Raw genomic sequence first — 25,747 nt, forward strand, 5'->3', positions numbered from 1 at the left:
GATGCGCGCCATGCCTCCCTCTCCCCGCGCCGGCGCGCCCGGTCCCGGCCTGCCCGTGCAGGCCGGGATCGGCTTCAAGCCGCGGCACTTCCGCGGCTTGATGGACGATCCGGTCCCGCCCGGCTTCGTCGAGGTGCATGCGGAGAACTATCTCGGCGCAGGCGGGTTGCCGCATCGCCAGCTGGCCGCGTTGGCGGCGCGCGTGCCGGTCTCGGTGCATGGCGTGGGCTTGTCGATCGGCGGCATGGACCCGCTCGACCGCGGCCACCTCGCGCGGCTGCGCGGCCTGCTCGCGCGGCATCCGGCGGCGCAGTTCTCCGAGCACCTGGCCTGGTCCAGCCACGGCGGCATCCACTATCCCGACCTGCTGCCGTTGCGCTACGACGCTGCCACCCTGGCGCGCGTCTGCGCGCATGTGTCGCAGGTGCAGGATACGCTCGACCGGCGGATCCTGCTGGAAAACCCCAGCACCTACGTCGCGTTCGCGGGCGGCGACCACGACGAGCCCGGCTTCCTGCGCGAGGTGGTGCGCCGCACCGGCTGCGGCCTGCTGCTGGACGTCAACAACGCCTACGTCAGCTGCCGCAACCACCGCCGCGACGTGCAGGCGTACATCGCCGCGTTGCCGCTGCATGCGGTCGGCGAGGTCCACCTGGCCGGACATGCGGTGGTGGCCGATGCTGATGGTGGCGAGCTGCTGGTCGACGACCACGGCGCCGAAGTCGATGCCGCGGTGTGGGCGCTCTACCGCGACGTGCTCGCGGCGATCGGGCCGACCCCGACCCTGGTCGAATGGGACACCGACATCCCCGATTACCCGGTGCTGCGCGCGCAGGCGGCGATCGCCGATGCCTGCCTGCGCGACCTCGCGTGGGTGGATGCCGCGTGAACGCGCATGCCGACTTCGCGGCCGGGCTGTTGCAGCCGACCCTGCCGGCACCGGCCGTGTTGCACGCCGTCGATGCCGCCACCCGCGAACACCGCTACGCGGTGCATCGCAACAACAGCACGCATGCGCTGGTGGGTGCCTTCGAAGACGGTTTCCCGGTGCTGCGCGCACTGGTCGGCGCCGACTGCTTCGCGCATGCCGCGCGCGCATGCGCCCGTGCCATGCCGCCGCGCACGCCCGTGCTCGCCGAGCATGTGCAGGTGTTCCCGGCGTTCATCGCCGATGGCCCGCTGGTCGACGCCTTGCCTTACCTCGCCGATGTCGCCCGCCTCGAAGCCGCCTGCCTGCGGGTCTTCCATGCCGCGGATGCGCCGTCGCCACCGCTGGACGCCTGGCAGCGACTGCAGGCCGATCCGCAACGGCTCGCCGCGACGCGCCTGCGCCTGCATCCCGCCTGCGACTGGCTGGCCTGCACCCATGCAGCCGTCGACCTGTGGCAGGCGCACATGCGCGCCGAGCCGATGGAATCGGCCGACCTTGCGGGCATCGATCCCGACCATGGGCAGGACGCGTTGCTGTGGCGCGACGATGACGGCCTGGTGCAGGTCGCCGCGCTGACGCCCGGTTGTGCGGCCGCACTCGATGCCTTGCAGGGCGGCGCTGCACTGTTGCCCGTCCTCTCTCGCCTGCCGGGCCACGCGGCGGCCACGCTGCTCGCCCACCTCGCCGGCGACGGCGTGGTCACTGACATCCTTGTTCCCACCGTGGAGGCCACATGAGCCTGCGCCAAGCGAGCACGCGCATCGACCTCTCCAGCCGGCATGCCAGCGAGGCCATCGCCCTGCTCGCGCGGATCGGCCTGGCCTTCACCTTCTGGCTGTCGGGCCAGACCAAGATCGAGGGACTGGTGCTGGATCCGCTGGGCCTGCAGGTGCAATGGGGTTGGCCGCACGTGAGCGAATCCGCGCTCGAACTGTTCCGCAACGAGTATGCGCTGCCGTTGCTACCGCCGGACTGGGCGGCATGGATGGCGGCCACCGCGGAGCATGTGCTGCCGCTGATGCTGATCCTCGGGCTGGGTACGCGGGTAGCGGCGCTGGGCATCCTTGGCATGACCCTGGTGATCCAGGTCTTCGTGTATCCGCTGGCGTTCCCGACGCACGCGCTGTGGGCGGCGTCCGCGCTGGCCTTGCTGGTCCATGGCGGGGGCCGGCTGGCGCTGGATCGCCCGCTGGCCCGCAGGTTCGCGCGCAAGGGCGCATGATGGGCGTCGTCGTCCGCCACCCGGCTGCCCGCCACCCGATGCCGCCTTCCCTCGATGCCGAGGCGCCGTTCGACGCCCCCGACGACTGGGGCGCGTGGATGGCGCGCGCGCAGGCCGGCGACCAGCAGGACTATCGCCGCCTGTTGCAGGCGATCGGTCCCTACCTGCGCGCGATCGCGCGGCGCATGCTCGGGCAGGACGAGGCCGAGGACGCGGTGCAGGAGATCCTGCTGGTGGTGCATGGGGTGCGCCACACCTACGAGCCGGGCCGGCCGTTCCGACCGTGGCTGTCGACCATCGCCACGCGCCGCTGCATCGACATCCTGCGGCGGCGCCAGCGCGAGGGCCTGCGCGTCGGCGACGCGCTGGCGCTGGAGGCGCAGGCGGACGAGGCGCCGGATCCGCTCGAGCGGTTGGAACAGGCGCAGCGCGGCGAGCGCCTGCATGCGGCGGTGGCCGGGCTCAGCCCCGGGCAGCGCGATGCGGTCCGCCTGCTGCACTTGCAGGAGTTGTCGCTGCGCGAGGCCGAAGCCCATGGGCGGCAGCGCGCGGGCGCATTGAAGGTGGCCAGCCATCGCGCCCTGAAGGCGCTGCGGCGGGCGTTGCAGGGAGACGAGGATGCGCGGTGACACCGATCGGTTGATCGAACAATTGGCGGCGCAGGCGCGGCCGGTGCGCCCGCTGGCGCCGCCGCTGGTGCGGACGCTGGCCTGGTGCGGCGCGGTGGTCGCGGTCGCGCTGCTGGTGGTGGTGCTGATGGGCTGGCGCGGCGCGCCGCCCGAGGATTTCGCGCACCCGGGCGGCCGCTGGTCGTGGTGGGGCAGCGTGCTCGCTGGCCTGCTAGCCGCCTACGCGGTGTTCCAGGTCAGCGTGCCGGGCCGCGCGCTGGCCTGGGCGTGGCTGCCGCTGCCGGCGGCGATCGCCTGGTTCGCCGGCATGGGCTGGGGGTGCCTGGCGCAGGTGCGTGCCGACGGCGGCGCGGTGGCCCTCGGCTTGGGCAGCTGGCACTGCGCGCTGGCGATCACCCTGGTCAGTGCGCCGATGCTGCTGGTGATGCTATTGCTGGTGCGGCACGCGGGCGTGGTCCGGCCAGTGCCGACCGCAGTGCTGGCGATGCTCAGCGCGGCGGGCCTGTCGTCCGCCGCGGTCAGCCTGGTCCACGGCCACGAAAGCGCGCTGCTCACCCTGGCCTGGCACGGCGGCGTGGTGCTGCTGCTGTGCGCGGCGGCGTGGCTCAGCGGGCGCCCGCTGCTGGGCTGGATCGGGTACGCGCGCCGCTGACGCCACCCTGTTGCGCGCGACGGGTGCCGGATCGCGTCGTTACCAGCTGAACAGCTTGTAGTACGTCAGCGGACCGTCCTTGCCGTCGCGTGCGTCCACGATGCCGTCGCCATTGCGGTCGTAGAGGTAATACGTCGGGCCGCGCAGGGGCACCACCTTCACCATCTTCAGGGTGCCGGCGACGCGGTACTCGGTGATGCTGTCGCCGTTCGCCTCGGTGCGGGTCGCCGCGATGGCGTCCTTGGGCAGGGTGGATTCCGGCGTGGCGGTCGCGCAGGCGGCCAGCAGCAGGGCGGCGGCGAGGGGCAGGGCAAGGCGCATCGCGGCATCCTCGTGGGGGAGGCGCGCAGTATGCGCGATCCCCGGCCTCAGGCAGCTGGCGCCGGTGCTGGATCCAGTTCGAGGAAGCCGCCGGACTGCCGTTGCCACAGCTGCGCGTACAGGCCGCCGCGGGCGAGCAGCTGTTCGTGCGTGCCTTCCTCGACGATGCGCCCCGCATCCATCACCACCAGCCGGTCCATCGCGGCGATGGTGGACAGCCGGTGGGCGATGGCGATCACCGTCTTGCCCTGCATCAGCCGGTACAGGTTCTCCTGGATCACCGCCTCGACTTCGGAATCCAGCGCCGAGGTCGCCTCGTCCAGCACCAGGATCGGCGCGTTCTTCAGCAGCACCCGCGCGATCGCGATGCGCTGGCGCTGGCCGCCGGAGAGCTTGACCCCGCGCTCGCCGACCTGCGCGTCGTAGCCGCGGCGGCCCTTGGCGTCCACCAGTTCGGCGATGAACGCCTCCGCATTGGCCTGACGCGCGGCTTCGACCATCTCCGCGTCGCTGGCGTCGGGACGGCCGTAGAGGATGTTCTCGCGCACCGAACGGTGCAGCAGCGAGGTGTCCTGGGTCACCACGCCGATCTGCGCGCGCAGCGAATCCTGCTGCACGCTGGCGACGTCCACGCCATCCACGCAGACGCTGCCGGCCTCGACGTCGTGGAAGCGCAGCAGCAGGTTGACCAGCGTGGACTTGCCGGCGCCGCTGCGACCGACCACGCCGATCTTCTCGCCCGGCGCGATGTGCAGGTCGAGGTGCTCGATCACCCCGCCGCCCCTGCCGTAGTGGAAGGCGACGTCGCGGAAGTGGATCTCGCCGCGCGCGGCGGGGAGCGGTGGCGCGTTGGGGGCGTCGTCCACCGTCGGCGGCAGCGAGATCGAGGAAATGCCGTCGTGCACGGTGCCGATGTTCTCGAACAGCGCCGACAGTTCCCACATGATCCAGTGCGACATGCCCAGCAGGCGCAGCGCCAGGGCGGAGGCCACCGCGACCGCGCCGACGCTGGCATGGCCGTGCAGCCACAGCCAGATCCCGAGCGCACCGACCGCGAACAGCAGGGCCATGTTCAGCGCGTACAGCAGGCTGTAGACGCTGGTCGCCAGCCGCATCTGCCGGTACACGGTGGACAGGAAGCCGTCCATCGCCTCGCGCGCGTAGGCCTGCTCGCGCCGCGAGTGCGAGAACAGCTTGACCGTGGCGATGTTGGTGTAGCTGTCGACGATCCGCCCGGTCATGCTGGAGCGCGCGTCGGCCTGTTGCTGCGAGACCTTGCCCATCCGCGGCACGAACCAGCGCATCAGCAGCGCGTAGCAGGCCAGCCATGCGGCGAACGGCAGCATCAGCCGCCAGTCCGCGCTCGCGGCGACCACCAGGGTGCCGCCGAAGTACACCAGCACGTAGTTGCCGATGTCGAACAGCTTGACCACGGTCTCGCGCACCGCGAGCGAGGTCTGCATCAGCTTGGTCGCGATGCGCCCGGCGAACTCGTCCTGGAAATAGCCCATCGACTGCCGCAGCAGGTAGCGATGCACGTTCCAGCGGATCCGCATCGGGAAGTTGCCGAGCAGGGTCTGGTGCTGCACCGCGGAGTTCAGCCACACCAGCAGCGGCAGGCCGAGCAGCACCAGCGCCGCCATCGCCGCCAGCCGCGGGCCCTCGGCGGCGAGGAAGCGCGCCATGCCGAGCGCGTTCATGCGGTCGACCAGCGCGCCCACGTAGGCGTACAGCGCGACCTCGGCGATCGCGATCAGGCCGGTGGTCGCGGCCATCAGCAACAGCCAGCGTTCGGCGCCGCGCGTGTAGTGGCGGCAGAACGCGACCAGCGTCGCCGGCGGCTGGCTCGGCGGGGCGTCGGGGAAGGGGTCCAGGCGGCGTTCGAACCAGCGCAGCATCGTCGGCGTCTCGGGGGACAGGCGGGCATTCTGCCAGCGGGGCGTGCGGGCGGGCCGCGCCTTACAATCGGCGCATGGCCAAGCTCGTGCTGATCGACGGTTCTTCCTACCTCTACCGCGCCTTCCACGCGCTGCCGCCGCTCAGCAACGCCGCCGGCGAGCCGACCGGCGCGCTGTTCGGGGTGGTGAACATGCTGCGCGGGCACCTCAAGGAAAAGCCGGAGTACATCGCCTTCGTGGTGGATGCGCCGGGCAGGACCTTCCGCGACGACCTGTATCCCGAGTACAAGGCCAACCGCCCGCCGATGCCGGACGAACTGCGCGCGCAGGTCGAGCCGATGATGGAGATCGTCTCCGCGCTCGGCATCCCGATCATCCGCGAGGCCGGCGTGGAAGCCGACGACGTGATCGGCACGCTGGCGGTACGCGGCGCGGCGGCCGGCATCGAGGTCACCGTCTCCACCGGCGACAAGGACATGGCGCAGCTGGTGCGCCCGGGCGTGTCGCTGGTCAACACCATGAGCGGCGGGCGGCTGGATTCCGATGCGGCGGTGGTCGAGAAGTTCGGCGTGCGCGCCGACCAGATCGTCGACTACCTCGCGCTGATGGGCGACAGCGTCGACAACATCCCGGGCGTGCCGAAGTGCGGGCCGAAGACCGCGGCAAAATGGCTGGCCGAATACGGCTCTCTCGATGGCGTGATCGCCCATGCCGACGCCATCGGCGGCAAGATCGGCGAGGCCCTGCGCGAGGCGCTGCCGCGGCTGCCGTTGAATCGCGCGTTGACCACGATCCGCACCGATGTCGCGCTGCACGAAGGCCCGGCCGACCTGCACCTGCGCGAGCGCGATGCGGACGCACTGCGCGCGTTGTACACGCGTTACGGCTTCAACCAGGCGCTGAAGGAGCTGGACGGCGGCGCGGGCCTGCAGGCGCCGGCTGGCAAGGAGCCCGGCGTGGCGCGTGGCGGCGGCTTCGTGGCCGCGCCCGCCGCGGCGGCGACCGCGCTCGATCCCGCGCTGTCGGCACCCGGCCGCTACGAGACGGTGCTGGCGCAGGACCAGCTCGACGCGTGGGTGGCTAAGCTGTGCGATGCCGGCGAGTTCGCCTTCGACACCGAGACCGATGCGCTCGACGCGATGCGCGCCAACTTGGTCGGCATCAGCCTGTGCGTCGAACCCGGCGCCGCCTGCTACATCCCGCTCGCCCACGACTATCCGGGTGCGCCCGCGCAGCTCCCGCGCGAAGTGGTGCTGGACGTGTTGCGCCCGTTGCTCGCCGACCCGGCCAGACGCAAGGTCGGGCAGCACGGCAAGTACGACCTGCACGTGTTGCGCCGGCATGGCGTCGAGGTCGCGGGCTACGCCGACGACACCCTGCTCGAGAGCTTCGTGCTGAACGCCGGCATCGCCCGCCACGACATGGACTCGCTGGCGCAGCGCCACCTCGGCTACGCGACCATCAAGTACGAGGACGTGGCCGGCAAGGGCGCCAAGGCGATCGCGTTCTCGCAGGTCGCGATCGACGATGCGACCCGTTACGCCGCCGAGGACGCGGACATCACCCTGCGGCTGCATCGAGTGCTGCTACCGAAGCTGGAGGGGGAACCTTCGCTGCTGTCGGTCTACCGCGACATCGAGATGCCGCTGGTGCCGGTGCTGGCGCGGGTCGAGGCCAATGGCGTGCTGGTCGATGTCGAGGAACTGCGCCGGCAGACCGCCGACCTCGGCCGGCGCATGCTGGCCGCGCAGCAGAAGGCCACCGAACTGGCGGGGCGCAGCTTCAACCTGGACTCGCCCAAGCAACTCGGCGCGCTGCTGTTCGACGAGTTGAAGTTGCCGGCGCTGGTGAAGACCCCGAGCGGCGCGCCCTCCACCAACGAGGAGGCGCTGGAGGCGATCGCCGACCAGCACGAACTGCCGCGGGTGATCCTGGAGTACCGCGGCCTGGCCAAGCTGCGCAGCACCTACACCGAGAAACTCCCGGAGATGGTCAACCCCGACACCGGCCGGGTGCACACCAGCTACCACCAGGCCGGTGCCGCGACCGGGCGGCTGTCGTCCAGCGATCCGAACCTGCAGAACATCCCGATCCGCAGCGAGGAGGGTCGGCGCATCCGCACCGCCTTCGTCGCGCCGCCGGGACGCAAGCTGGTCGCCTGCGACTACTCGCAGATCGAGCTGCGGATCATGGCCCACCTGTCAGAGGATCCCGCGTTGCTGCGCGCCTTCGCCGAGGGCGCCGACATCCACCGCGCTACCGCGGCGGAGGTGTTCGGCAAGTCGATCGAGGCGGTGTCGTCGAACGAGCGGCGCGCGGCCAAGGCGATCAACTTCGGGCTGATCTACGGCATGGGCGCGTTCGGGCTGGCGCGCCAGCTCGGCATCGGCCGCGGCGAGGCGCAGGACTACATCGCGCTGTACTTCAGCCGCTACCCGGGCGTGCGCGACTACATGGAGCGCACCCGCCAGCAGGCACGCGACCTCGGCTACGTCGAAACCGTGTTCGGCCGGCGGCTCGCGCTGGACTACATCCACTCGCGCAATGCGGCGCAGCGCGCGGGTGCGGAGCGTGCCGCGATCAATGCGCCGATGCAGGGCACTGCCGCCGACATCATCAAGCGCGCGATGGTGCAGGTGGATGCCTGGCTGGCCGGGCATCGCGACCGCGCGCTGATGATCCTGCAGGTCCACGACGAACTGGTGTTCGAGGCCGAGGCCGATTTCGTGCCCACCCTGCTGGACCACGTCCCGGCCCTGATGGCCGGCGCGGCGCAGCTGCGGGTGCCGCTGGTGGTGGACAGCGGCGTCGGCGCCAACTGGGACGAGGCGCACTGAGGCGCCCGCCCGGCGCCCGGAAACCGCGCTGGGATGCGGGTGTCGTGGCTCCCGCGCCGGCGCCATGAATCATTCCTGAACCCAACAGTTTTTTAACCCGGATCTTCACGAACCATCCATCCTCGGAGTGGTCTCATCTCTCGCAACAGGTGCAACGCCTGTTGCCGATCACAACCCCTCCCCTGGTGTGATCACCGGAATGGCAGGTCCTCCCCAACCTGCGTTCCCCGGCCCCGCAGTCCTCCCCCTGGCTGCGGGGCTTTTTATTGCTCCGCAATAAAAAGCCCACGATTCGCCGCGGTCATTTGCCGCGGCAAATCGCGGGTCCCACTATGTGCCTCCGATCCCCGCGCCTTCGGCGCGCCCCCTTACCAAGGGGGCTTCCCTCCATGCAGGATGCGGCGTCCCGACACTCCCTGAAAAGCGGTGGTCCACCTGATGAACGAGCTATTCCAGTTGTCGGCGCCGTGGTGGGTGTTCGTGCTGCGCGCGACCGCGATCTACGCGCTGGTGATGGTGCTGGTGCGGGTGTCCGGCAAGCGCGCGGTCGGGCAGTTCACGCCGTTCGACCTGGTCCTGCTGATCCTGATCGGCAACGCGGTGCAGAACGGTATCAACGGCGGCGACAACTCGCTCACCGGGGCGGCGATCATGGCCACGACTCTGATCGCGCTGAACTACGCGGTGGCGTTCGTGACCTCGCGAAGCCGCCGCGCCGAGCGCCTGGTCGAAGGCGAGCCGGTGGTGCTGGCGCGCGATGGCAAGGTGTTCGACCACGTGCTGCGGCGCGAGCTGGTCAGCCCGAGCGATTTTCGCGAGGCGCTGCGGATGAACAGCATCGAGGATGTCGCCGAAGTGGAGCTGGCGCTGCTGGAAACCAACGGCCACATCAGCGTGGTTCCGCGCAAGCGCGATTGAGCGCGGCGCGCGCCGTCAGCGGCCGGGATCGGATTCGCCCAGCCAGTCGCGCGGCCGCAGGTAGTCCGCCAGCCGTGCCTCGTCGCTGCCCGGCTCCGGCGCGTAGCCGTATTCCCAGCGCACCAGGGGCGGCAGGCTCATGAGGATCGACTCGGTGCGGCCGCCGCTCTGCAGGCCGAAGTGCGTGCCGCGGTCGAACACCAGGTTGAACTCGACGTAGCGGCCTCGCCGGTACAGCTGGAACTGGCGCTCGCGCTCGCCATGCGGCGTGTCCTTGCGGCGCTCGACGATCGGCAGGTAGGCGTCGAGGAACCCGTCGCCGACCGCGCGCAGGTAGCCGAAGTCGGCGTCGAAGTCGCCTTGCAGGTCGTCGAAGAACAGGCCGCCGACACCGCGCGTCTCGTCGCGGTGCTTGAGGAAGAAATACTCGTCGCACCAGCGCTTGTGCGCGGCGTAGCGCGCCTGCCCGCCGAACGGTCCGCACAGGTCGCGCGCGGTGCGGTGCCAGTGGCGTACGTCCTCGTCGAACGGATAGAACGGGGTGAGGTCGAAACCGCCGCCGAACCACCAGGCCACGGTCTCGCCATCGCGCTCGGCGCGGAAATGGCGCACGTTCGCGTGCGTGGTCGGCAGGTAGGGATTGCGCGGGTGGAACACCAGCGAGACGCCGACCGCCCGCCACGACGCGCCCACCAGTTCCGGACGCGCGGCGGTGGCGGAAGGCGGCAGGCGCGTGCCGGAGACGTCGGAGAAGCCGATCCCCGCCTGCTCGAACACCGCGCCGTCGCGCAGCACGCGGGTGCGGCCGCCGCCGCGCAGGTGGGTGCTCGCATCGTCGTCGGCGCGGCGCCACGCATCCTCGACGAAGCGCGCATGGCCGTCGGCGGCCTCGATCGCCGCGCAGATGCGGTCCTGCAGGCCGGTGAGGTAGTCGCGGACGGTGTCGAACGGATGGGACGCGGGGGGCGATGGCATCGGGCAATTCTACCCGGCAATCTTGCTGGCTCCTGGGCGAAGCCTGGCCGAGGCATCGCTGATGCGATTGCCTCGGCTAGGGGCGTCTCGAGGGATGCAAGGGACCACGGGCTGGCACGATGCGGATCGTGCCTCGTTCAATCGTCAGTCATTTCGAGCGCAATAGGGCAGTTCAGGGCGATAACGATCGTTCCAGCGACGCAGCCACATCTCCAGCAGCGCGCCGGAATATCCGGACTCGCACACTTTGGTGCAATAGTAGAGCTTCGTCGCCGTGTAGCTTTCGCTGGCGCAGGAAGTGACAGGCTCCTCAGGCTCAGCTAGGAAATGGACGTACGTATATCCGGCGCTGGTTCCGAAGGAGACAAAGCTTTCAGCTGCTGTGAGGTGTGTCGTCGGGATGGCATCGCTCCCGAGCATCATTGATTGGTCGTCGACGAAGTCGACTTCAGTGTGTGCCACCGGCAATCCTGCCAAGCCACCGGTGGTGGCAGTGCCGTAGAAGAACGCCTGATCCGAACCAACATTGTTGAATGTCTGCACGGTACCGATCCCCGTCGTCACGTCGATGCCGGCGGCGGGTATGGAAATGCTCAATTGGCGAAGCCCGTTGAAAAAGACGCCTTTGCTCGGGTCGGGATTGTTGTCGGACGTGGTGGATTCCACGAGGTAATACAGTGTGACGGTCTGTCCAGGGGCGAAAGACGACGCCTGTGCGCCGTTCGCCTGCGTCACGATGCCCTTGTAGGCAACCTTGACTTCAGCGGCGGAAGCGTCGATTGCGCAGAATGCGAATGCTGCGATCGCGAGGAACAAAACGGAACGAATCATGTCGTTGACTCCTTGTCTGGATGGGTGGGTGTTGTTGCCATGAAGTCACATTCCAGAAGCACGGACATTCGTGAAGGCGACGGGAAAGTCGCGCACCTTCCGTACGCTGCCTTGGCCAAGGTCCTCCAGTGCAACGAAGGTGGCATTGATGTCGAAGCGATGGCCGGGTGTCTGGCCATCCTTCATGTAGCGTGTCCCGATGAAAGTGATTGTCCTTCTGCCACCGGGCTGGATCACGGAGGTTGTATCCGCCCGGTCAGCTGTGGCCATCGGAATGCCCTTTACGTCCTGGGAGTAGCGCGTGCTCGAATGCTCGTGGCGAAGTTCGTATTGATATCCGCGATCATCGGTAACAGAGAACGAGCCCTTCTGGTAGTTGAGTGCCAACGGGGTGTTGCCCGTATTCCGCAGCGTCATCACGACACTGACTGCGACGTGGCCCGACGCGTAACCGGTGGCGGGTCCTACCCGAACAGCGTCAATCGTGCCAACCAATGGATTGCCGCGGTGGCTCCCGTCGGCAGGTGTATCGATTCCGCATCCTTGCGCTTGAAGGGCTTCCAGCTGCGCCCGCAGACGGGCATTGTCCTGTTGCAATTGCGACACGCTTTGCCCGTAGGCTGGTAGGGAGGATGCAAGTGCCAGCAGCATGACCAGCACGGTGGCAGAGACTCGGAAAGTCATGTGGATTCCTTTGTGGGTTGGGAGGAAATGCTTGCTCACAGCGGCTGGCTGGATACTTCGAACGCCTGCTCGAAAATCTCCATCCATCGATGGATGTCGTGCTCGTTGGCGAATGCCAACCGCCAACGCGGGTGGTCGATATCCTTGACCGTCACGAAAATGCCGGTAGCCAGCTTGTTTTCCTTCGCGATCCTGTAATTCGCACCGGCAATCTGGGCACCTGCCGCGCCTGCATTGAGCGCGCCCTGAAAGCCGCTTCCGTAGGCGCCTCCCACGATCTGTCCGCCCTTCTGGATATTGCTATTCACGCCGCGAACCTGGTCGAAGGAATATTCCCTTTCGACCGTTCCGGACGGGAACTGCGAGCGCAACTTGACTAGACGTCGATCCATGTCGAGTGCGACAGCGGTGTTGTCGTGCCAGTTGGAGTATTTGAAACCATCTGCAAAGGACGAAAGCTTGCTGCTCTTGACGGTTGATCCGGTGGCGGATGCGATGAGCTTCACGATGCCGACGAAAATGAGCAGAATCCCGACGAGCCTGAGTGGGGATAGGATTCCGAGAAAACCGCTGGCAAGGAACATGAGCACACCCGTTACGATCCATTTCATGTGACCTCCTTTTGTTTGAAGTGGCGGGCCTTCCGCGAAGCGATGCTTCAACCAGCCGCGGCTTGTGCGGCACACGCAGCCGGATCCAGGCATTCCTGATCGGCTTCGGATTTGGATTCGACGGAAACGCTTCCATCCGGCCCGTACTCGGCCAGCACCCGCCCGGATTTGTCAGTGATCTGCACGCGCGTGACCAGCGCGTTGACCCGTTCGTTGTCCAGGTCGGCACTCTGGGCGAAGAAATAGATCTTCAACCGAGGCGTGTTGCTGTAGCCCGTACGCATCGATTCCAACTGGCGTGCGATGGCCTCGTCGGCGACCGGCGCGAACGCCAGTTGCGAATAGTTCGCCCAGCCGATCTTGTAGTCGTAGGCGTCGTTGAAATATCGGTAGCGGCCATCCTCGAACTCACCGACCGGGAAACCCTTGCGCTGGAAGTCGTAGGCGCCCAACCTGGCGTCGTCCACTTCCATCCAGCCGTACGGGTCGGCGCTGGCCTGGGCGATCTTCTGCTCCAGTTGCGGCTTGATCGCTTGCAACAGGTCGTTCTGGCGGAAGGCGTCGCTGGTGTCGCGGAATTCCTTGGAGTAGGCGCTGGCCAGCTTGGTGTAGTCAGGTGGCAGCTTCGATGCCGCTACGTACAGGAACATGATCTGGTTGCCGCTTTCCAGTTCGGTATAGGTGGCCAACGGCTTGGCTGCATCGGGTTGCGCCAGGGAGGCCCTGGCTTCGGCGGCCTTGGCCTTGGCCGTAGCCTCGGCAGTGGCGTTGCCCAGCAGGCCGCTGGGAGCCGATGCTCCTTCAGGATTGGCTTCCGCGTCGTCCTTCTTGCACGCGGACAGGGCCATTACGGCCAGGATGGCGATGGAAGCGAATTTGACAGACATGTGGATGGCTCCTTGATTGATGGGCGAGGGGTATGCCTGTCGTCAGGCGGTGGGCGGCAACAAGACGCGCTTCAAACCGATCGCGCCGATGACGATCGCCGCCAAGACGCAGACCCAGGCGCCGGAGCCGATCTGGATGGCATCGATCAACTGCTCCACGATCTGGCGTTGCAGCCGTGACTCGAAGGAATCCCCAAGCGCACTGGTGGCCTTGGAAGCAGCCAATGCCAGGTCCAATGCCGGCTTGACGGTGGCGAGGATCGGAAACAAGAGCGCCAGCCATGCCAGGCGATTGCGCCAGAACACCGGCAACAAGATCGAGAGGATGGCAAGCCAGACCCAGAGTGCCCCTCCGACCGAGGTGCCCATGGCTTCCGAGGCCGCGGACAGGCCGCCCAAGGTGAAGCTTCGGCCCCCAAAACCGAGTGGGTTGATCGACAGAAACGGCAGCATCAGTGCCGAGAACGCGAAAATGCCGTGCGCGATGAGCAGCGGCTTGCCGAGGCGTTGCAGGGCACCCGTGGGCGCTTGTGAAATATTGCCAGGCGCGGCATCGCGTAGTGAGTGCAAGGCAGCTCCGCCAGCAGCCCCCAACTTGCCTGCCAGATCGGTCGCCTTTTCCTTCAACAGCACGTCATCCGTGACGCGCGTCACGCTTGTGGGCGTATCTCCGTCGAGGACCAGATCCACGACTTGGTTGATGGCAGGTGCGATCTCGCTCCGCCAGTGTGAAATTTCGAACGGAATCTGGCGCTGATTTGCCGAGATCAGCCCTTTCCCGTCGGTGCCGTTGTAGTGGATGATTCTTCCGCGCATTGATCCATGTCCTCGTCGGTTGCCTTGGGGTGGCGTTGCTGGACGAGGAATCTGCAGAGGGGGCGGTACGCCTGTCCTCTCGCTGCGCAAACGAAGTTCAAACGGATTGCAACCCGTTGAATTTCCGGTGTTCAGGGGCGCTAGGCAGGGACGCTAGGCGGCGGTCAACCAGGGAATCCGTCGATCGGAGTGGTGAGATGGCGTTGGATGCACGGGGGGAAGGCGCCGCTGGCGCGAGGACGTATTGCTGGACATTCGGCAACGCCGAATTCGATGAAGCGCGCTGGCAGTTGCGCGTTGCAGGACAGAATGTCGAACTGGAGCACAAGCCGCTGGAGGTGCTGCAGTACCTGCTCAGGCACGCGGGCGAAGCGGTCACCAAGGACGAGTTGCTGGCCTCGGTCTGGGCCGGGAGGGTCGTGGTCGAGGCGGTGCTGACCAATGCGGTCGGCAAGCTGCGGCGGGCACTCGCCGATGAGGCGCAGGACATCATCCAGACGCTGCCGCGTGTCGGTTACCGGTTGGCGGCGCCGGTCGCGCGCAAACCCGTCGAGTTCCTGCCGGATGCGAGTCGCATGGAAGCCGGCGATACCGTGCCGCGTCGACCGAACTGGAAGCTGGACACGCTCTTGGCGCGGACCGACGGCAACGAAGTCTGGGTGGCACGCCATGCCAAGACCCGCGAGACTCGGGTATTCAAGTTCAGCCTCGCCGGCAAGGGATTGGGTGGCCTGAAGCGCGAGGTCACGGTTGCCCGCCTGCTGCGTGAGGCGTTGGGCGAACGCGAGGACTTCGTCCGAGTGCTGGACTGGGATTTCGAGCAGGCCCCTTACTTCATCGAGTCCGAGTTCGGCGGCGTCAGCCTTGATCGATGGCCGGATGCCGACGGCATCGGGAAGATCCCACGCGAGTGTCGGCTGGCGCTATTCACGCAGGTGGTCGAAGCCGTGGGCGCTGCGCATGGTGTTGGCGTCCTGCACAAGGATCTCAAGCCGGCCAATTTCTTGGTGGACGGCGAGTGCGGACAGCCGCAAATTCGGGTCGCAGATTTCGGCAGCAGCCGCTTGTTCGAGTCTGGCGTGCTGGATGGACTGGGGATTACCCGCTTCGACTTGGTGCAGGGCGACTCGCCCTCGCCCGACAGCAGCACGCCGCTTTACCTCGCGCCAGAGGTGGTGGCTGGAAAGTCAGCCACGATCAAGAGCGACGTCTACGCACTGGGGGTCACGCTCTATCAATTACTGGTGGGTGATTTTCGCCGCCCGTTGTCACCCGGCTGGGAACAGGACATCGATGATCCTCTCTTGCGGGAGGATATCGCCGATGCGGCCAATGGAGATCCGGCGAAGCGGTTGGATTCCGCGTCCGCATTGGCAGAACGCATTCGAACGCTGTCGGCAAGGCGCGAGAAGCGCGCGCTGGAACAAGCGGTGCAGGCACGCATCGACGAAGGCGAGAAGCGGTTGGCGAAGGCGCGGGCGCGTCGACCGTGGATGATTGCGGCGACGATGGCGCTGGTGATTGGTCTTGGCGCTACGGGATGGAATCTGAAGCGCGCGTTGGCGGCCGAAAAGCTCGCATCGGAGCAGCGTGACGAGGCGACGAAGCAGGCGAAACGGGCGGAAGCGGTGGTGAAATTTCTGAGCAACGACTTGCTCAGCGCCTTGGCACCTGGCGGTGGAGCATTCGAGAAGGATCCTAGCATCAGGGACATGCTCGAATATGCCTCTTCGAACATCGACGGCAAATTCAAGGACGATCCGGCGACGCTGGGTAGTGTGCATGGCGCGCTTGGTATCTCCTGGCGCTCCTTGGGCGATCGCGAACAAGGTGAGCATCACTTGCGCGAGGCGGTGGCGAGCTATGAGCAAGCCTTTGGGTCCGCGGATGAGGTGACTCTCCGCGCCCGCTATGAGCTGGTGGGCATGTTGGCTTATGCGCAAAAGTTCGATGAGGCCATGACCTATCTAGAGAAGACAGATGCATTGGCCAACGGTCGCTTGAAGGAAGACTCGCCGATGGCGCTGCGCGCGGCATACATGCGGGGCATCATGTTTGGCCAGCAACAGAAAGTGGTCGAAGCTGAGCGTTCCCTGCGTCGTGCCGATGCCCTGCAACGGCGTTTGGCTCCCGACGACGTGATGCAGGGCGTCGGAATCCGGATCAACCTTGCGGATGCCCAGCTCCGCCAAAACAAGCTGCGTGAGGCCGAGGCCCTGCTGAGGGAAACATTGGACGACCCGAACTATGCGCCAGCCAAGATCGGCGAAACCTACGCGTCGGCCATGCAATTCAACCTGGCACGTGTCTTGCGCAACCAGGGGAACTACAAGGATGCCTTGCCGCTTGCGATCAACGCGCAACGGATCTCGGCAAAAGTGATGGGAGAGAAGAGCTGGCAGTCTCTGGTTCAGCTTTCCGGTGTGGCGAATATCTACGACCGGGCCGGTAATTGCCCGGCAGCGTTGGCTGCCTTTCGCACCGTGCACGCCGGAATGGTGGAGAGTTTCGGTGCCGAAAAGCAGGGAACCTTGGTAGAGGCGGGCAATCTTGCTGCGGCGGAAGACGCTTGCGGCGACAAGATTGCCGCGCTGCGCTTGTTGCGCGAAGTCATAGCCGAATTGCACAAGCAGGATGGGCCCGGCAATCCGCACGCCCAAGTTTACTCATTCTCGCTGTCGCAGATGCTGGCCGAGCAGGGCAAGTACGCCGAAGCGTTGCAGATTCTGGGCCGTCTTGACCCCGCAGCGATCACCGCAGGGGATTCGACCCCAGGCTGGTCAGCAAGATTGGATGCTGCGCGTGGTGAGATTCTTATTCGCATGGGGAATCGGACCCAAGGCCAGACATTGCTTGCGACCGCACTTCGGGCCTTGGAACCACTCCAAGTAGACGATGCCGCAGAGCTCGCGAGGCTCCGGACGCTGCTCGTGTCGGACTAGCATCGATCAGCTGAGCGCCAGCACGTTAGAACGGCGCGGGGCCACATGGGATGATGGCGTACGCTCGGCTCACTCCCGCAAGCGCGGCAGGCCGTGCGCGTCGCGCTCCTCGATCGCCGCGTTGTCGGCGATCGACTGGCGCAGGTCGCGCCCGGCGAGGTCGACGACCGGCTCGCCGCGCTGGCTGCGCAGCGCATTCGCATAGGCCTGCCGCGCGCGGGCCTCGTCGCCGAGCTGCAGCGCGCCGTCGCCCAGCGCTTCCCACGCCGCAGCCCCGGCGCCCTGCGCGATCGCGCGATGCAGCCAGGCGTCGGCCTGCAGCCAGTGCCCCTGTTGCTGGGCGACGTGGGCGACCGCCAGCAGCGCGGCGGGATCCGACGGACGCGCCTGCAACCACTGCTCGAGGCGCGCGCGCCGGTGCTCGAGCTGCGCCAGCGGCAGGCTGCCGTAGAGCGCGACCAGCGTGCGGTCCCAGCCGGCATCGAGCGCATCCTCCAGGCGTCCGCTGGCAGCATCGTGCCAGCCCATCGCCGCGGCCCGCCGCGCGTAGGCCGCCACCACCGCGGGCATGGTGTGCAGCGCCGGCGGCAACGCATCCCAGCGATCGGCAAGCGCATTGGCATCGGTCGCCTGCTGCAGGCCGGCTTCCGCCCAACGCGCCTGCAGCGCCTCCAGCGTCGTCGCATCGGCGGCCTGTTGTTGGCGCAACGCGCCGAGCAAGCCATAGGCCTCCCAGCCGCGTCGGAGCGCGGCCAGCGCATCGCCGCGCAGCAGCAGGCCACGCGGCGGCAGCGGTTGCGCTTCGGGGGCATCCAGCGCGGCCAGTGCAGTGGCGGGGTCGCCGGCCTGCAGCGCGCGTTCCGCCGACAGCACGGCGCGCACCGCGGGATGGCGTTGCGCGAGCCCCGCGAGGTGGCGTTCGCCGGAGGCATCGTCGCCGTTGGCGAGGGCCGCACGCACCGCCAGCGCGCGGGTGACCGGTTCAAGGTCGCCGGCATCCGCGGCCTGCCCCAGCAGGCGCTCGGCGCGCGCATGTTCGCCGCGTTCGTAGGCCAGCAGGCCTTCCAGTAGACGCGCCCGGCCCTGGCGTTCGCGATGCCGGGCCCAGGCGCGGAATGGCAACCGCAACAGCATCCACAGCAACGCCAGCGCGAGCGCGGCCGCGAGCAGCAGTCCGATGCCGGCGGCCACGGTGGTGGTGTAGTCCATGCCGCGGAAGCGGACCAGCACGTAGCCCGGGTCCTGCAACAGCACCTGCGCCAGCAGGGCGCCGAGCACGGCCAGCACCAGCCAGGCCAGCACGCGATGGAACAGGGTCATGGCGCCTCCTGCGGCAAGGGGGTTGCGAGGGCGAGCATCGCACCTGCGCCGGCAGCGCGGCGTGAGCGCTCAGCGTCCGCGCAGGGCGCGCAGTTGTTGCAGGCTGGAGCCGGCCAACGGGCTGTCGTGGCGCAACGCGAGCGCGCGCAGCGTCGCCAGCTCGCGCTGCTGTGCCGCCAGCATCGGCGAGCCGGCCAGCAGGCGCCGCTGCCAGGCGCCGATCCGGTCCAGCGCCAGACCCAGCGCGACGCCGTCGCGGCGCTCGATCGCGGCGCGCGCCAGCGCGATGTCCACCTGCGCGGCGGCGAATGCGGCCTCGCGGTCGGTGCCGGCGCGCAAGCCCGCGCTGGCGGTCGGCTGGACCGTGACCACGCGGTCGAGCAGGCGCGCATACCAGGGACGTTGCGGATCGCCGGCGGCGAGCACGGGTGCGGGCGCCTGCAACCCGCGTTCGAGGCCCGCCAGCAGGGTGGCCGCACGCAGCCGTGGATCCGGGCCCAGCGCTTCGAGTGCCGCCTGTTCCTGCACCAGGGTCTGCCGCAGGCTGAGGTAGGCGGGATCGTCGATGCCGGCGAGCAGCGGGGCCGCCAGCGCGAGCGCGCGATGCGCGCCTTCCACGTCGTCGTCGAGGCGCAGGCGTTGCTGGCCGATCGCCAGCAGCAGTTCAAGCTCGTCCAGGCGCAAGGCCTGCGCGCCGTGCCGGTCGGGGTCGGCGAGCCGCGACACGCTGTCCTCCAGCAGGGCCGCGCGCTGGCCGATGCCGAGCAATTCGTCGCGCAGCAGGCGGTTGGTGGCTTCGGCCTGTTGCAAGCGTTGCGCCTGCGCGCGCTGCGCCACGCGCAATGCGTCGAGGCGCGCGGCCATGGCGGACTGGCGGGCGTCGGCGGCGGCGGACGCGCGCGCCTGGGCCTGCTGCCAATGCTGCCAGGCCCAGCCGCCGGCGGCGGCGAGCGCGAGCAGCACCAGGGCCAGCAGCAACAGGCTGCCGGCGCGCGAGCGGCGGGGTGGGCTGGGGGAAGGAGCGTCCACGCGCGGATGCTAGCCGAAGGCCTCGCGCGCGGCGTCGACGAGCGCGGCCGGGCGGGCGCTGTTCGCCGCGTGCACCTGCGCGAAACCGGCTTCGCGTGCGGTCGCCACCAGCCGCGCGCTGGCAGCGACCACCGGCAGCGCGAGGAAGCCCTCGCGCGCGTCGGGCGGGCATTGCGCAAGGCAGGCCTGCAAGGCATCGCCGCTGCTCAGCGCCAGCCAATAGCGATGCCCGGCCGCCAGCGACCCGGCAAGCGCGTCCCAGCGTGCGCCGGGGATCCGTCGGTCGAGGCGGGCATAAACATCCGCGCGCAGCACCCGTGCGCCGCGTGCCTGCAGGGCCGGTGCGAGGCGGTCGCGGCCGCCGATTCCGGTGACCAGGCCGACGCGCAGCCCGCGCACCCGTTGCAGGGCGGGCAGGGCGAGCAGGCCCTCGCTGTCCATCCGCTGGGGCGCTTGTGCGTCCACGCCAAGCCTCGCCAGCGCGCGCCGGGTACCGTCGCCCACCGCGAGCACCGCTTGTCCGCGGCGCACGCGCAGCCGGTGCAAGCGCGCGGCGCAGCGCACCGCGTTCGGGCTGGTGAACACGACCACGTCGGCGGCGAGCGCGGCGTCGAGGGCGTGGCGGGTGCCGGCTTCCTCGCGTGGGGCGATCCGTTGCGGGGACAGCGCCAGCAGGCGCCAGCCGGCGCGCGCGGCGGCATCGCGCAGGCCCGCATGCTGGCCCGCCGGCCGCAGCGACAGCACGGTCCAGGCGGTGGGCGGCTCGGGCGGCGCAAGCGTCGGCATCCCCGCCAGCTTGGCACAGGGCCATCGGCTCCGGCACGCTGTGCGGATGACGACGACCCCATCGCTCGCCGCGCTCGCGGCACACTTCGCCGGGATGCCGCCGGTCGCGGCCATGCAGCCCAGCCTCGACGCCTGGGACGCCGGCGTGCTGCGCCTGCGCGCCCCGCTGGCGGCCAACATCAACGACAAGGGCTGCGCGTTCGGCGGCAGCCTGACCTCGCTGATGACCATCGCCGGCTGGGGCATCGTCTCGCTGACCTTGGCCGAGGCCGGGCTGGACGCGGACATCTACGTGGCCGACAGCCGCGTGCGTTACCTGAAGCCGGTGTTCGAGGACCTGGTGGTGGATGCCGGCTTCGACGATCCGCTCGAGGCCGCCGGCCTCGTTGACGTCCTGCGCCAGCAAGGCCGCGCCAGCGTGCGCATCCAGGCGCGGACGCTGCTCGCCGACGGCGGCGTCGCGGCCACCCTGGTCGCGCGTTACGTGGCCATCGCCAAGGGCTGACGCGGCCGCGGGCCGCGCACGCGGTAGGATGCGGCATCCCCCGAGGAGCGTCGCGATGTCCCGCCTGCTGTTGCGCTGCCTGTTGCTGTGCTGCCTGGCCCTGGTGGCCGGCTGTCCCAAGTCCGCCAGCAAGGGAACGGCGCTCGAGGAACTGCAGTACGCCTATTCCGCCGCGGTGCGCTGGGGCGACTTCGAGGGTGCCTGGAACCTGGTCGACCCCAAGGTGCGCGAGGCGCATCCGCTCACCGACATCGACTTCTCGCGCTACAAGCAGGTGCAGATCTCGGGTTACCGCGACCTGGGCGGTACCACGCTCGGCAACGGCGAGGTCGTCCGCGACATCGAGATCGGGGTGGTGAACCGGCACACCCTCGCCGAGCGGACCGTCCGCTACCGCGAGCGTTGGCGCTACGACGAGGCCGCGAAGACCTGGTGGCTGGTCGGCGGACTGCCCGACCTCTGGGACGAGCGCTGAGCGGGGCTTCGCGTCCGCCGCGCTACAATCCGCGCCCCGATCCCGCCCCGAGCGACCCGCGTGACCCTTGCTGAACTCATGGCCTTCGCCGGCCGGCACCCTTACCTGTCGCTGGCCCTGGGCGGCCTGACCGTGGCCATCGTCTACAACGAGATCGCCGGGCGCCTGTCCGGCATCCGCCGCCTCGGCCCCGCCGAGGTCACTGCGCTGATCAACCACGGCAATGCCTTGCTGGTCGACGTGCGCGGCGCCTCGGACTTCGAGAAGGGCCATATCGCCGGCTCCAAGAACGTGCAGATGACCCAGTTCGACCCCGAGAACAAGCAGCTGGCGCCGGCGAAATCGTTGCCGGTGGTGATGGTCTGCAAGGTCGGCCAGACCGCCAGTTTCGCGGCCAGGCGCCTGCGCAAGGCCGGCTTCACCGACGTGGCCGTGCTCGAGGGCGGCATCCAGGCCTGGCAGGCCGCGGACCTGCCGCTGGTCAAGGGCAAGCGCTGAGCGGACGGGGCTTGGCAAGCGCGGTACGCAGCCCCAGATCCGGTCTTGCACGGCCCGCCGTGCGATAATCTTTGGTTTCCCGCCTTCCATGCGCCGAACGGGCGCATCTCCTGGAGTCACCGATGTCCGATGAAACCCTGAATGGCGCGGCCCCGGCCGCCGATGCCCAACCGCAGCAGACGGGCCCGGCCTTCGCGGTCGAGAAGCTGTACATGAAGGACCTGTCCTTCGAAGCCCCGAACGCGCCGCAGGTGTTCAACGAACCGGGCCAGCCCGACCTGCAGATGAAGCTTGCGCAGAAGGTGCAGCGCCTGGCCGAGAATGCCTTCGAAGTCAGCCTGGGCATCACCATGACCTGCACCATCAACGGCAAGACCGCCTACCTGGCGGAAGTCGAGCAGGCCGGCGTGTTCATGCTCGCGGGATTCGAGGAGCACATCCTCGACGCGATGCTCGGCATCCAGTGCCCGAACATCCTGTACCCGTACGCGACCGCCGCGGTCAGCCAGCTGATCACCTCGGGCGGCTTCCCGCCGTTCCCGCTGCAGCCGATCAACTTCGAGGGCCTGTACGGCGAGACCCTGCGCCAGCGCCAGGCGCAGCTGCAGGGCCAAGGCGCCGATGGCCTGGCCGATGCGGAAACCGCCGGCAACGCCTGACGCCACGACTGCATGACGCAGTCCACGCACCCGTCGGTCGCCGTCCTCGGCGCGGGCTCCTGGGGCACCGCGCTGGCGGCCTTGATCGCCCGCCACGGGCACGCCACCACCTTGTGGGGGCGCGACCCGGCGGTCGCCGCCGCGATCGAGGGCCAGGGCGAAAACCCGCGTTACCTGCCCGGCATTCCCCTGCCGGGCAACCTGCGCGCCACCACCGCGCTGCCCGAGGCGATGGCCGGTGCCGACCTAGTGCTGGTCGTGGTGCCCTCGCATGCGTTCGCCGAAACCCTGCGCGCGCTGGCGCCCCTGCGTCCGCCGCATGCGGGCGTGGCCTGGGCGACGAAGGGCTTCGAGCCCGGCAGCGGACGCTTCCTGCACGAGGTGGCCGGCGACATCCTCGGCAACCGCGGGCAGGACGACGACGTCCCGCTGGCGGTGGTGACCGGGCCGTCGTTCGCCAAGGAAGTGGCGCAGGGGCTGCCGACCGCGCTCACCGTGCATTCCGACGATCCGGCGTTCTGCCAGCAGGTGGCCGACGTGCTGCACGGCCCGGCGTTCCGCGCCTACACCGGCGACGACATGCTCGGGGCCGAGCTGGGCGGCGCGATGAAGAACGTGCTGGCGGTGGCCACCGGCGTCGCCGACGGCATGGGCCTGGGCCTGAATGCCCGCGCCGGCCTGATCACCCGCGGCCTCAACGAGATGCTGCGGCTCAACATCGCCATCGGCGGCCGCCCGGAGACCCTGATGGGCCTGGCCGGGCTGGGCGACCTGGTGCTGACCTGCACCGGCGACCTGTCGCGCAACCGCCGCCTGGGCCTGGCCCTGGGGCGCGGCTCCTCGATCGAGGATGCGGTGCGCGAGATCGGCCAGGTGGTGGAATCGATCCAGACCGCCGACGAGGTCATGCGCCAGGCCGAGCGCCATGGCGTGGAACTTCCGATCGCCAGCAACGTGCGCGATGTGCTGCATGGCGGCATCACCCCGGCCGAGGGCCTGCGCCGGCTGATGGCCCGCGAACAGAAGGCCGAATACCCGCAGGCGCTGTTCGCGCCCTGATCGCGCGGTCCGCCATCCGGCGACGCGTACCCCTTCCGGAAAAGACAACGCCCGGCAGGTGCCGGGCGTCGGGGTCGCGCAGGTGGGGGAGGTCCGGCGCGACCGGTGGCGACCGCCGCGACAGGCAGCGGCGGCCGCGTCCCTTCGGTGCAGGCCTTACCAGGTCAGGCGCGGGCCGACCATCCACTGGGTGTCGCCGCCATTGGCGACCTTGACGTCGGCCGCGACGCCCCAGTTCTGGTTGAACTTCACCTGCGCGCCGAGGCGGCCGTAGACATCGCCGTCGAACTGGTTGCCGTCCTCGTAGCCGAGCATCGCGTAGCCCTCGAACTTCGGGGCCAGGGCCGCGCGCACGCCGCCTTCGATGCTGTAGCCGTCGAAGTCCACGCCGCCGCCGGCGTCGTACTTGTCATAGGCCACGTTGGCGACGAAGTCGGCCTTCGGCGAGAACGCCTTGTTGTAGCCCACGCCGACGCGCCACTGGTCGAAGTCCGTGCTGGTGCCGTCGACCTTCTGGTTGGCGTAGCTGCCGAACAGGTGCACGTTCGGATGCACCGCGACCGAGCCGTTCAGGCCCCAGCCGTCGGCATCGCCGGCATCGGTGTTGGTGCGGACGTAGTTGCCCTGCACGAAGTTGTAGGACAGGCCGTCGGCCGCGGACGCGGCGAAGGGGAGGGCGGCCAGCAGGGTGAGGGCGGCGAGCTTGCTGAAGGCAGGGGAACGCTTCATGGGGATACCTCGATGTTGTTATTGGTCACGCCGGGGCTGCCGGCGTGGGGCGCATTCTGGGCGGCGCATCACAACCCGGCCTGAATACAAAACCAAGCGGTACAGGAACTATTCGGGTTCGGGCGAGGTCGCCCGGCTCACGTCCCGCCGGGATAGCCCGCCTGCCGCCAGGCCTCGAACACGGTGACCGCGACCGCGTTGGACAGGTTGAGGCTGCGATTACCGGGGCGCATCGGCAGGCGCAGGCGCTGCGCGGGCGGGATCGCATCGAGCACATCGGCCGGCAGCCCGGCGGTCTCGCTGCCGAACAGGAACGCATCGCCGGGACGGTAGGCCGGGGTATCGAAGCGCACGCTGCCGCGAGTGGAGAACGCGAACACCCGCGGCGCCGCGCCCTCGACTTCGGCGATGGCGGCGAGCGCGGCTGATAGGTCGTCGTGGACCTGCATCGCGGCGTACTCGTGGTAGTCGAGTCCCGCGCGGCGCAGTTGCCGGTCGTCGAGGTCGAAGCCGAGTGGCCGTACCAGGTGCAGCCGGGCGCCGGTATTGGCGCACAGGCGGATCACGTTGCCGGTGTTCGGCGGAATCTCCGGGCGATGGAGGACGACGTGGAACAACTTGTTCACCCCCTCCCTTGCAGGGCAGGGGAGGGTCGGGGTGGGGTGCGTGTGGCGACGCAGGAAACACCACCCCCTCCCAGCCTCCCCCTGCGCAGCGCGCAAGGGGAGGAGCGGATCCGGGTCACCACGGCAACGGTTCGCCGCGCCAATCGAGGAAGCGCCCGGACTGTCCGGGGCCGCTGCCTTCGATCACCCGCAGCAGGCCCTGCACCGCGTCGGGGACCGGCACGGTGGCCTGCCCGCCGCCCATCTCGGTCATCACCCAGCCGGGATGCAGGGCCAGCACCACGATCCCGCGCGGTGCCAGCGCCCGCGCCAGCTGGACGGTGAGCATGTTCTGCGCCGCCTTGCTGGCGCTGTAGCTGGGGGAGCGGAATTCGGTGCGACTGGCGATCGAGGCCATGATCGTGGAGAGGTTGGCAATGCGCCCGCCGTCGACCAGCATCGGCGCCAGCGCCTGCCCCAGCAGGAACGGCCCGATCGCGTTGACCCGCAGGCTGTCCTCGAGGATGGCCTCCTTGACATGGCCGAAGCGCTCGCCGGAATGCAGCACCCCGGCGTTGTTGACCAGCCAGTCCAGGCGGGCATCGTCGCCCAGCACAAGAGGTAGTTCACGGACCAGTTCGGCGCGCGAGCGTGCGCTGGCGACGTCCAGCGGGAGCACGTGCAGGCGGCCGGGATGCTCGGCAGCCAGCGCGTTCAGGGCGGTGGCCTTGCCGGGCTGGCGGCAGGCGGCGACCACGTGGTCGCCGCGCGCCAGCAGCTGGCGCGCGAGTTCGAGGCCGATCCCGCGGTTGGCACCGGTGACCAGGACGTTGCGCGGCATCGCGGGGCTCCGAGGTGGCTTCCGGCCTAGTGTATCGGCCGCCGGCGGGGGCTAACATCGACGGTTTCGCCGCATCTGACTGGAGTC

Annotated in this window: 27 protein-coding genes; 13 read left to right on the top strand and 14 right to left on the bottom strand. The window is 68.9% G+C overall.

What is annotated here, in order from left to right; genetic code table 11:
• Window position 1: 1 nt before the first annotated feature.
• The 5 genes from bufB to ON759_RS08435 are packed head-to-tail and all read left to right on the top strand — an operon-like array spanning window position 2 to window position 3,434.
• Complete coding sequence (gene bufB, locus ON759_RS08415) at window positions 2-889, top strand: MNIO family bufferin maturase (RefSeq protein WP_271679926.1); 888 nt, start codon at window positions 2-4, stop codon at window positions 887-889.
• Window positions 886-1,668, top strand: coding sequence for a DNA-binding domain-containing protein (locus tag ON759_RS08420; protein WP_271679927.1), 783 nt, complete (start codon window positions 886-888; stop codon window positions 1,666-1,668). Before bufB ends, ON759_RS08420 begins: the two co-directional genes overlap by 4 nt.
• Window positions 1,665-2,153 carry a DoxX family protein gene (locus ON759_RS08425; RefSeq protein ID WP_271679928.1) on the top strand — a complete coding sequence of 163 codons (489 nt, stop codon included), beginning with the start codon at window positions 1,665-1,667 and terminating at the stop codon, window positions 2,151-2,153. The genes ON759_RS08420 and ON759_RS08425 overlap by 4 nt, the downstream gene beginning before the upstream one ends.
• A gap of 38 nt (window positions 2,154-2,191) precedes the next feature.
• Window positions 2,192-2,782, top strand: a complete 591-nt coding sequence (locus ON759_RS08430) for a sigma-70 family RNA polymerase sigma factor (RefSeq protein ID WP_271679929.1) — start codon at window positions 2,192-2,194, stop codon at window positions 2,780-2,782.
• Window positions 2,772-3,434: an NrsF family protein gene (locus tag ON759_RS08435; RefSeq protein ID WP_271679930.1), complete on the top strand. Its 663-nt coding sequence runs from the start codon at window positions 2,772-2,774 to the stop codon at window positions 3,432-3,434. Before ON759_RS08430 ends, ON759_RS08435 begins: the two co-directional genes overlap by 11 nt.
• Window positions 3,435-3,473: 39 nt before the next feature.
• Here the strand turns inward: ON759_RS08435 and ON759_RS08440 are convergent, their stop codons facing one another.
• Both ON759_RS08440 and ON759_RS08445 read right to left on the bottom strand, forming a co-directional pair.
• A complete protein-coding gene (locus tag ON759_RS08440) occupies window positions 3,474-3,755 on the bottom strand; it encodes a DUF2782 domain-containing protein (RefSeq protein WP_271679931.1) in 282 nt (93 codons plus the stop codon).
• Window positions 3,756-3,802: 47 nt separating this feature from the next.
• Window positions 3,803-5,653 carry an ABC transporter ATP-binding protein gene (locus ON759_RS08445; protein ID WP_271679932.1) on the bottom strand — a complete coding sequence of 617 codons (1,851 nt, stop codon included), beginning with the start codon at window positions 5,651-5,653 and terminating at the stop codon, window positions 3,803-3,805.
• Between the two features lie 74 nt (window positions 5,654-5,727).
• On the opposite strand from ON759_RS08445, the gene polA reads away from it, so the two are divergent.
• The gene (gene polA, locus ON759_RS08450) at window positions 5,728-8,490 is read left to right on the top strand and encodes a DNA polymerase I (RefSeq protein WP_271679933.1); all 2,763 of its coding nucleotides are present in this window, start codon (window positions 5,728-5,730) and stop codon (window positions 8,488-8,490) included.
• A 438-nt stretch (window positions 8,491-8,928) separates the two neighbouring features.
• Window positions 8,929-9,408, top strand: a complete 480-nt coding sequence (locus tag ON759_RS08455; RefSeq protein WP_271679934.1) for a DUF421 domain-containing protein — start codon at window positions 8,929-8,931, stop codon at window positions 9,406-9,408.
• Window positions 9,409-9,423: 15 nt separating this feature from the next.
• Here ON759_RS08455 and hemF read toward each other — a convergent pair whose 3' ends face one another.
• The 6 genes from hemF to ON759_RS08485 all read right to left on the bottom strand — a co-directional run bounded on the left by hemF (window position 9,424) and on the right by ON759_RS08485 (window position 14,212).
• Window positions 9,424-10,383 carry an oxygen-dependent coproporphyrinogen oxidase gene (gene hemF / locus ON759_RS08460; RefSeq protein WP_271679935.1) on the bottom strand — a complete coding sequence of 320 codons (960 nt, stop codon included), beginning with the start codon at window positions 10,381-10,383 and terminating at the stop codon, window positions 9,424-9,426.
• Window positions 10,384-10,527: 144 nt separating this feature from the next.
• On the bottom strand, window positions 10,528-11,214 hold the full coding sequence (locus tag ON759_RS08465; protein WP_271679936.1) for a hypothetical protein: 687 nt from the start codon (window positions 11,212-11,214) through the stop codon (window positions 10,528-10,530).
• 45 nt (window positions 11,215-11,259) lie between these two features.
• Window positions 11,260-11,874: a hypothetical protein gene (locus ON759_RS08470; protein WP_271679937.1), complete on the bottom strand. Its 615-nt coding sequence runs from the start codon at window positions 11,872-11,874 to the stop codon at window positions 11,260-11,262.
• Between the two features lie 59 nt (window positions 11,875-11,933).
• Window positions 11,934-12,509: a DUF4755 domain-containing protein gene (locus ON759_RS08475; RefSeq protein ID WP_271679938.1), complete on the bottom strand. Its 576-nt coding sequence runs from the start codon at window positions 12,507-12,509 to the stop codon at window positions 11,934-11,936.
• A 47-nt stretch (window positions 12,510-12,556) separates the two neighbouring features.
• Window positions 12,557-13,396, bottom strand: a complete 840-nt coding sequence (locus ON759_RS08480; RefSeq protein ID WP_271679939.1) for a DUF4852 domain-containing protein — start codon at window positions 13,394-13,396, stop codon at window positions 12,557-12,559.
• A gap of 42 nt (window positions 13,397-13,438) precedes the next feature.
• Complete coding sequence (locus tag ON759_RS08485) at window positions 13,439-14,212, bottom strand: hypothetical protein (RefSeq protein ID WP_271679940.1); 774 nt, start codon at window positions 14,210-14,212, stop codon at window positions 13,439-13,441.
• A 197-nt stretch (window positions 14,213-14,409) separates the two neighbouring features.
• Between ON759_RS08485 and ON759_RS08490 the strand changes: the two genes are divergently transcribed.
• Window positions 14,410-17,154: a protein kinase domain-containing protein gene (locus ON759_RS08490; RefSeq protein WP_271679941.1), complete on the top strand. Its 2,745-nt coding sequence runs from the start codon at window positions 14,410-14,412 to the stop codon at window positions 17,152-17,154.
• 69 nt (window positions 17,155-17,223) lie between these two features.
• Here the strand turns inward: ON759_RS08490 and ON759_RS08495 are convergent, their stop codons facing one another.
• The 3 genes from ON759_RS08495 to ON759_RS08505 all read right to left on the bottom strand — a co-directional run bounded on the left by ON759_RS08495 (window position 17,224) and on the right by ON759_RS08505 (window position 20,289).
• Window positions 17,224-18,474: a heme biosynthesis protein HemY gene (locus tag ON759_RS08495; protein WP_271679942.1), complete on the bottom strand. Its 1,251-nt coding sequence runs from the start codon at window positions 18,472-18,474 to the stop codon at window positions 17,224-17,226.
• Between the two features lie 69 nt (window positions 18,475-18,543).
• Window positions 18,544-19,503: a uroporphyrinogen-III C-methyltransferase gene (locus ON759_RS08500; protein WP_271679943.1), complete on the bottom strand. Its 960-nt coding sequence runs from the start codon at window positions 19,501-19,503 to the stop codon at window positions 18,544-18,546.
• Between the two features lie 9 nt (window positions 19,504-19,512).
• The gene (locus ON759_RS08505; protein ID WP_271679944.1) at window positions 19,513-20,289 is read right to left on the bottom strand and encodes a uroporphyrinogen-III synthase; all 777 of its coding nucleotides are present in this window, start codon (window positions 20,287-20,289) and stop codon (window positions 19,513-19,515) included.
• A 46-nt stretch (window positions 20,290-20,335) separates the two neighbouring features.
• Here ON759_RS08505 and ON759_RS08510 point away from each other — a divergent pair, with 46 nt between their 5' ends.
• The 5 genes from ON759_RS08510 (at window position 20,336) to ON759_RS08530 (ending at window position 23,485) form a co-directional block, all read left to right on the top strand.
• Window positions 20,336-20,794, top strand: a complete 459-nt coding sequence (locus tag ON759_RS08510; RefSeq protein ID WP_271679945.1) for a YiiD C-terminal domain-containing protein — start codon at window positions 20,336-20,338, stop codon at window positions 20,792-20,794.
• 55 nt (window positions 20,795-20,849) lie between these two features.
• Window positions 20,850-21,269 carry a hypothetical protein gene (locus ON759_RS08515; RefSeq protein ID WP_271679946.1) on the top strand — a complete coding sequence of 140 codons (420 nt, stop codon included), beginning with the start codon at window positions 20,850-20,852 and terminating at the stop codon, window positions 21,267-21,269.
• A 60-nt stretch (window positions 21,270-21,329) separates the two neighbouring features.
• Complete coding sequence (locus ON759_RS08520) at window positions 21,330-21,767, top strand: rhodanese-like domain-containing protein (RefSeq protein ID WP_271679947.1); 438 nt, start codon at window positions 21,330-21,332, stop codon at window positions 21,765-21,767.
• A 122-nt stretch (window positions 21,768-21,889) separates the two neighbouring features.
• A complete protein-coding gene (secB, locus tag ON759_RS08525) occupies window positions 21,890-22,426 on the top strand; it encodes a protein-export chaperone SecB (protein ID WP_271679948.1) in 537 nt (178 codons plus the stop codon).
• A gap of 12 nt (window positions 22,427-22,438) precedes the next feature.
• Window positions 22,439-23,485 carry an NAD(P)H-dependent glycerol-3-phosphate dehydrogenase gene (locus tag ON759_RS08530; protein ID WP_271679949.1) on the top strand — a complete coding sequence of 349 codons (1,047 nt, stop codon included), beginning with the start codon at window positions 22,439-22,441 and terminating at the stop codon, window positions 23,483-23,485.
• Window positions 23,486-23,641: 156 nt separating this feature from the next.
• Here the strand turns inward: ON759_RS08530 and ON759_RS08535 are convergent, their stop codons facing one another.
• The 3 genes from ON759_RS08535 to ON759_RS08545 form a co-directional block, all read right to left on the bottom strand.
• Window positions 23,642-24,214 (bottom strand): OmpO family porin, encoded by a 573-nt coding sequence (locus ON759_RS08535; RefSeq protein ID WP_271679950.1) that lies wholly within the window; start codon window positions 24,212-24,214, stop codon window positions 23,642-23,644.
• 137 nt (window positions 24,215-24,351) lie between these two features.
• The gene (locus ON759_RS08540; protein ID WP_271679951.1) at window positions 24,352-24,840 is read right to left on the bottom strand and encodes a tRNA (cytidine(34)-2'-O)-methyltransferase; all 489 of its coding nucleotides are present in this window, start codon (window positions 24,838-24,840) and stop codon (window positions 24,352-24,354) included.
• Window positions 24,841-24,955: 115 nt separating this feature from the next.
• The gene (locus ON759_RS08545) at window positions 24,956-25,660 is read right to left on the bottom strand and encodes an SDR family oxidoreductase (protein WP_271679952.1); all 705 of its coding nucleotides are present in this window, start codon (window positions 25,658-25,660) and stop codon (window positions 24,956-24,958) included.
• Window positions 25,661-25,747: the final 87 nt, after the last annotated feature.

Origin of the sequence: Thermomonas mangrovi (assembly GCF_028201335.1) — a bacterium.
Taxonomy (GTDB): Bacteria; Pseudomonadota; Gammaproteobacteria; order Xanthomonadales; family Xanthomonadaceae; genus Thermomonas; species Thermomonas mangrovi.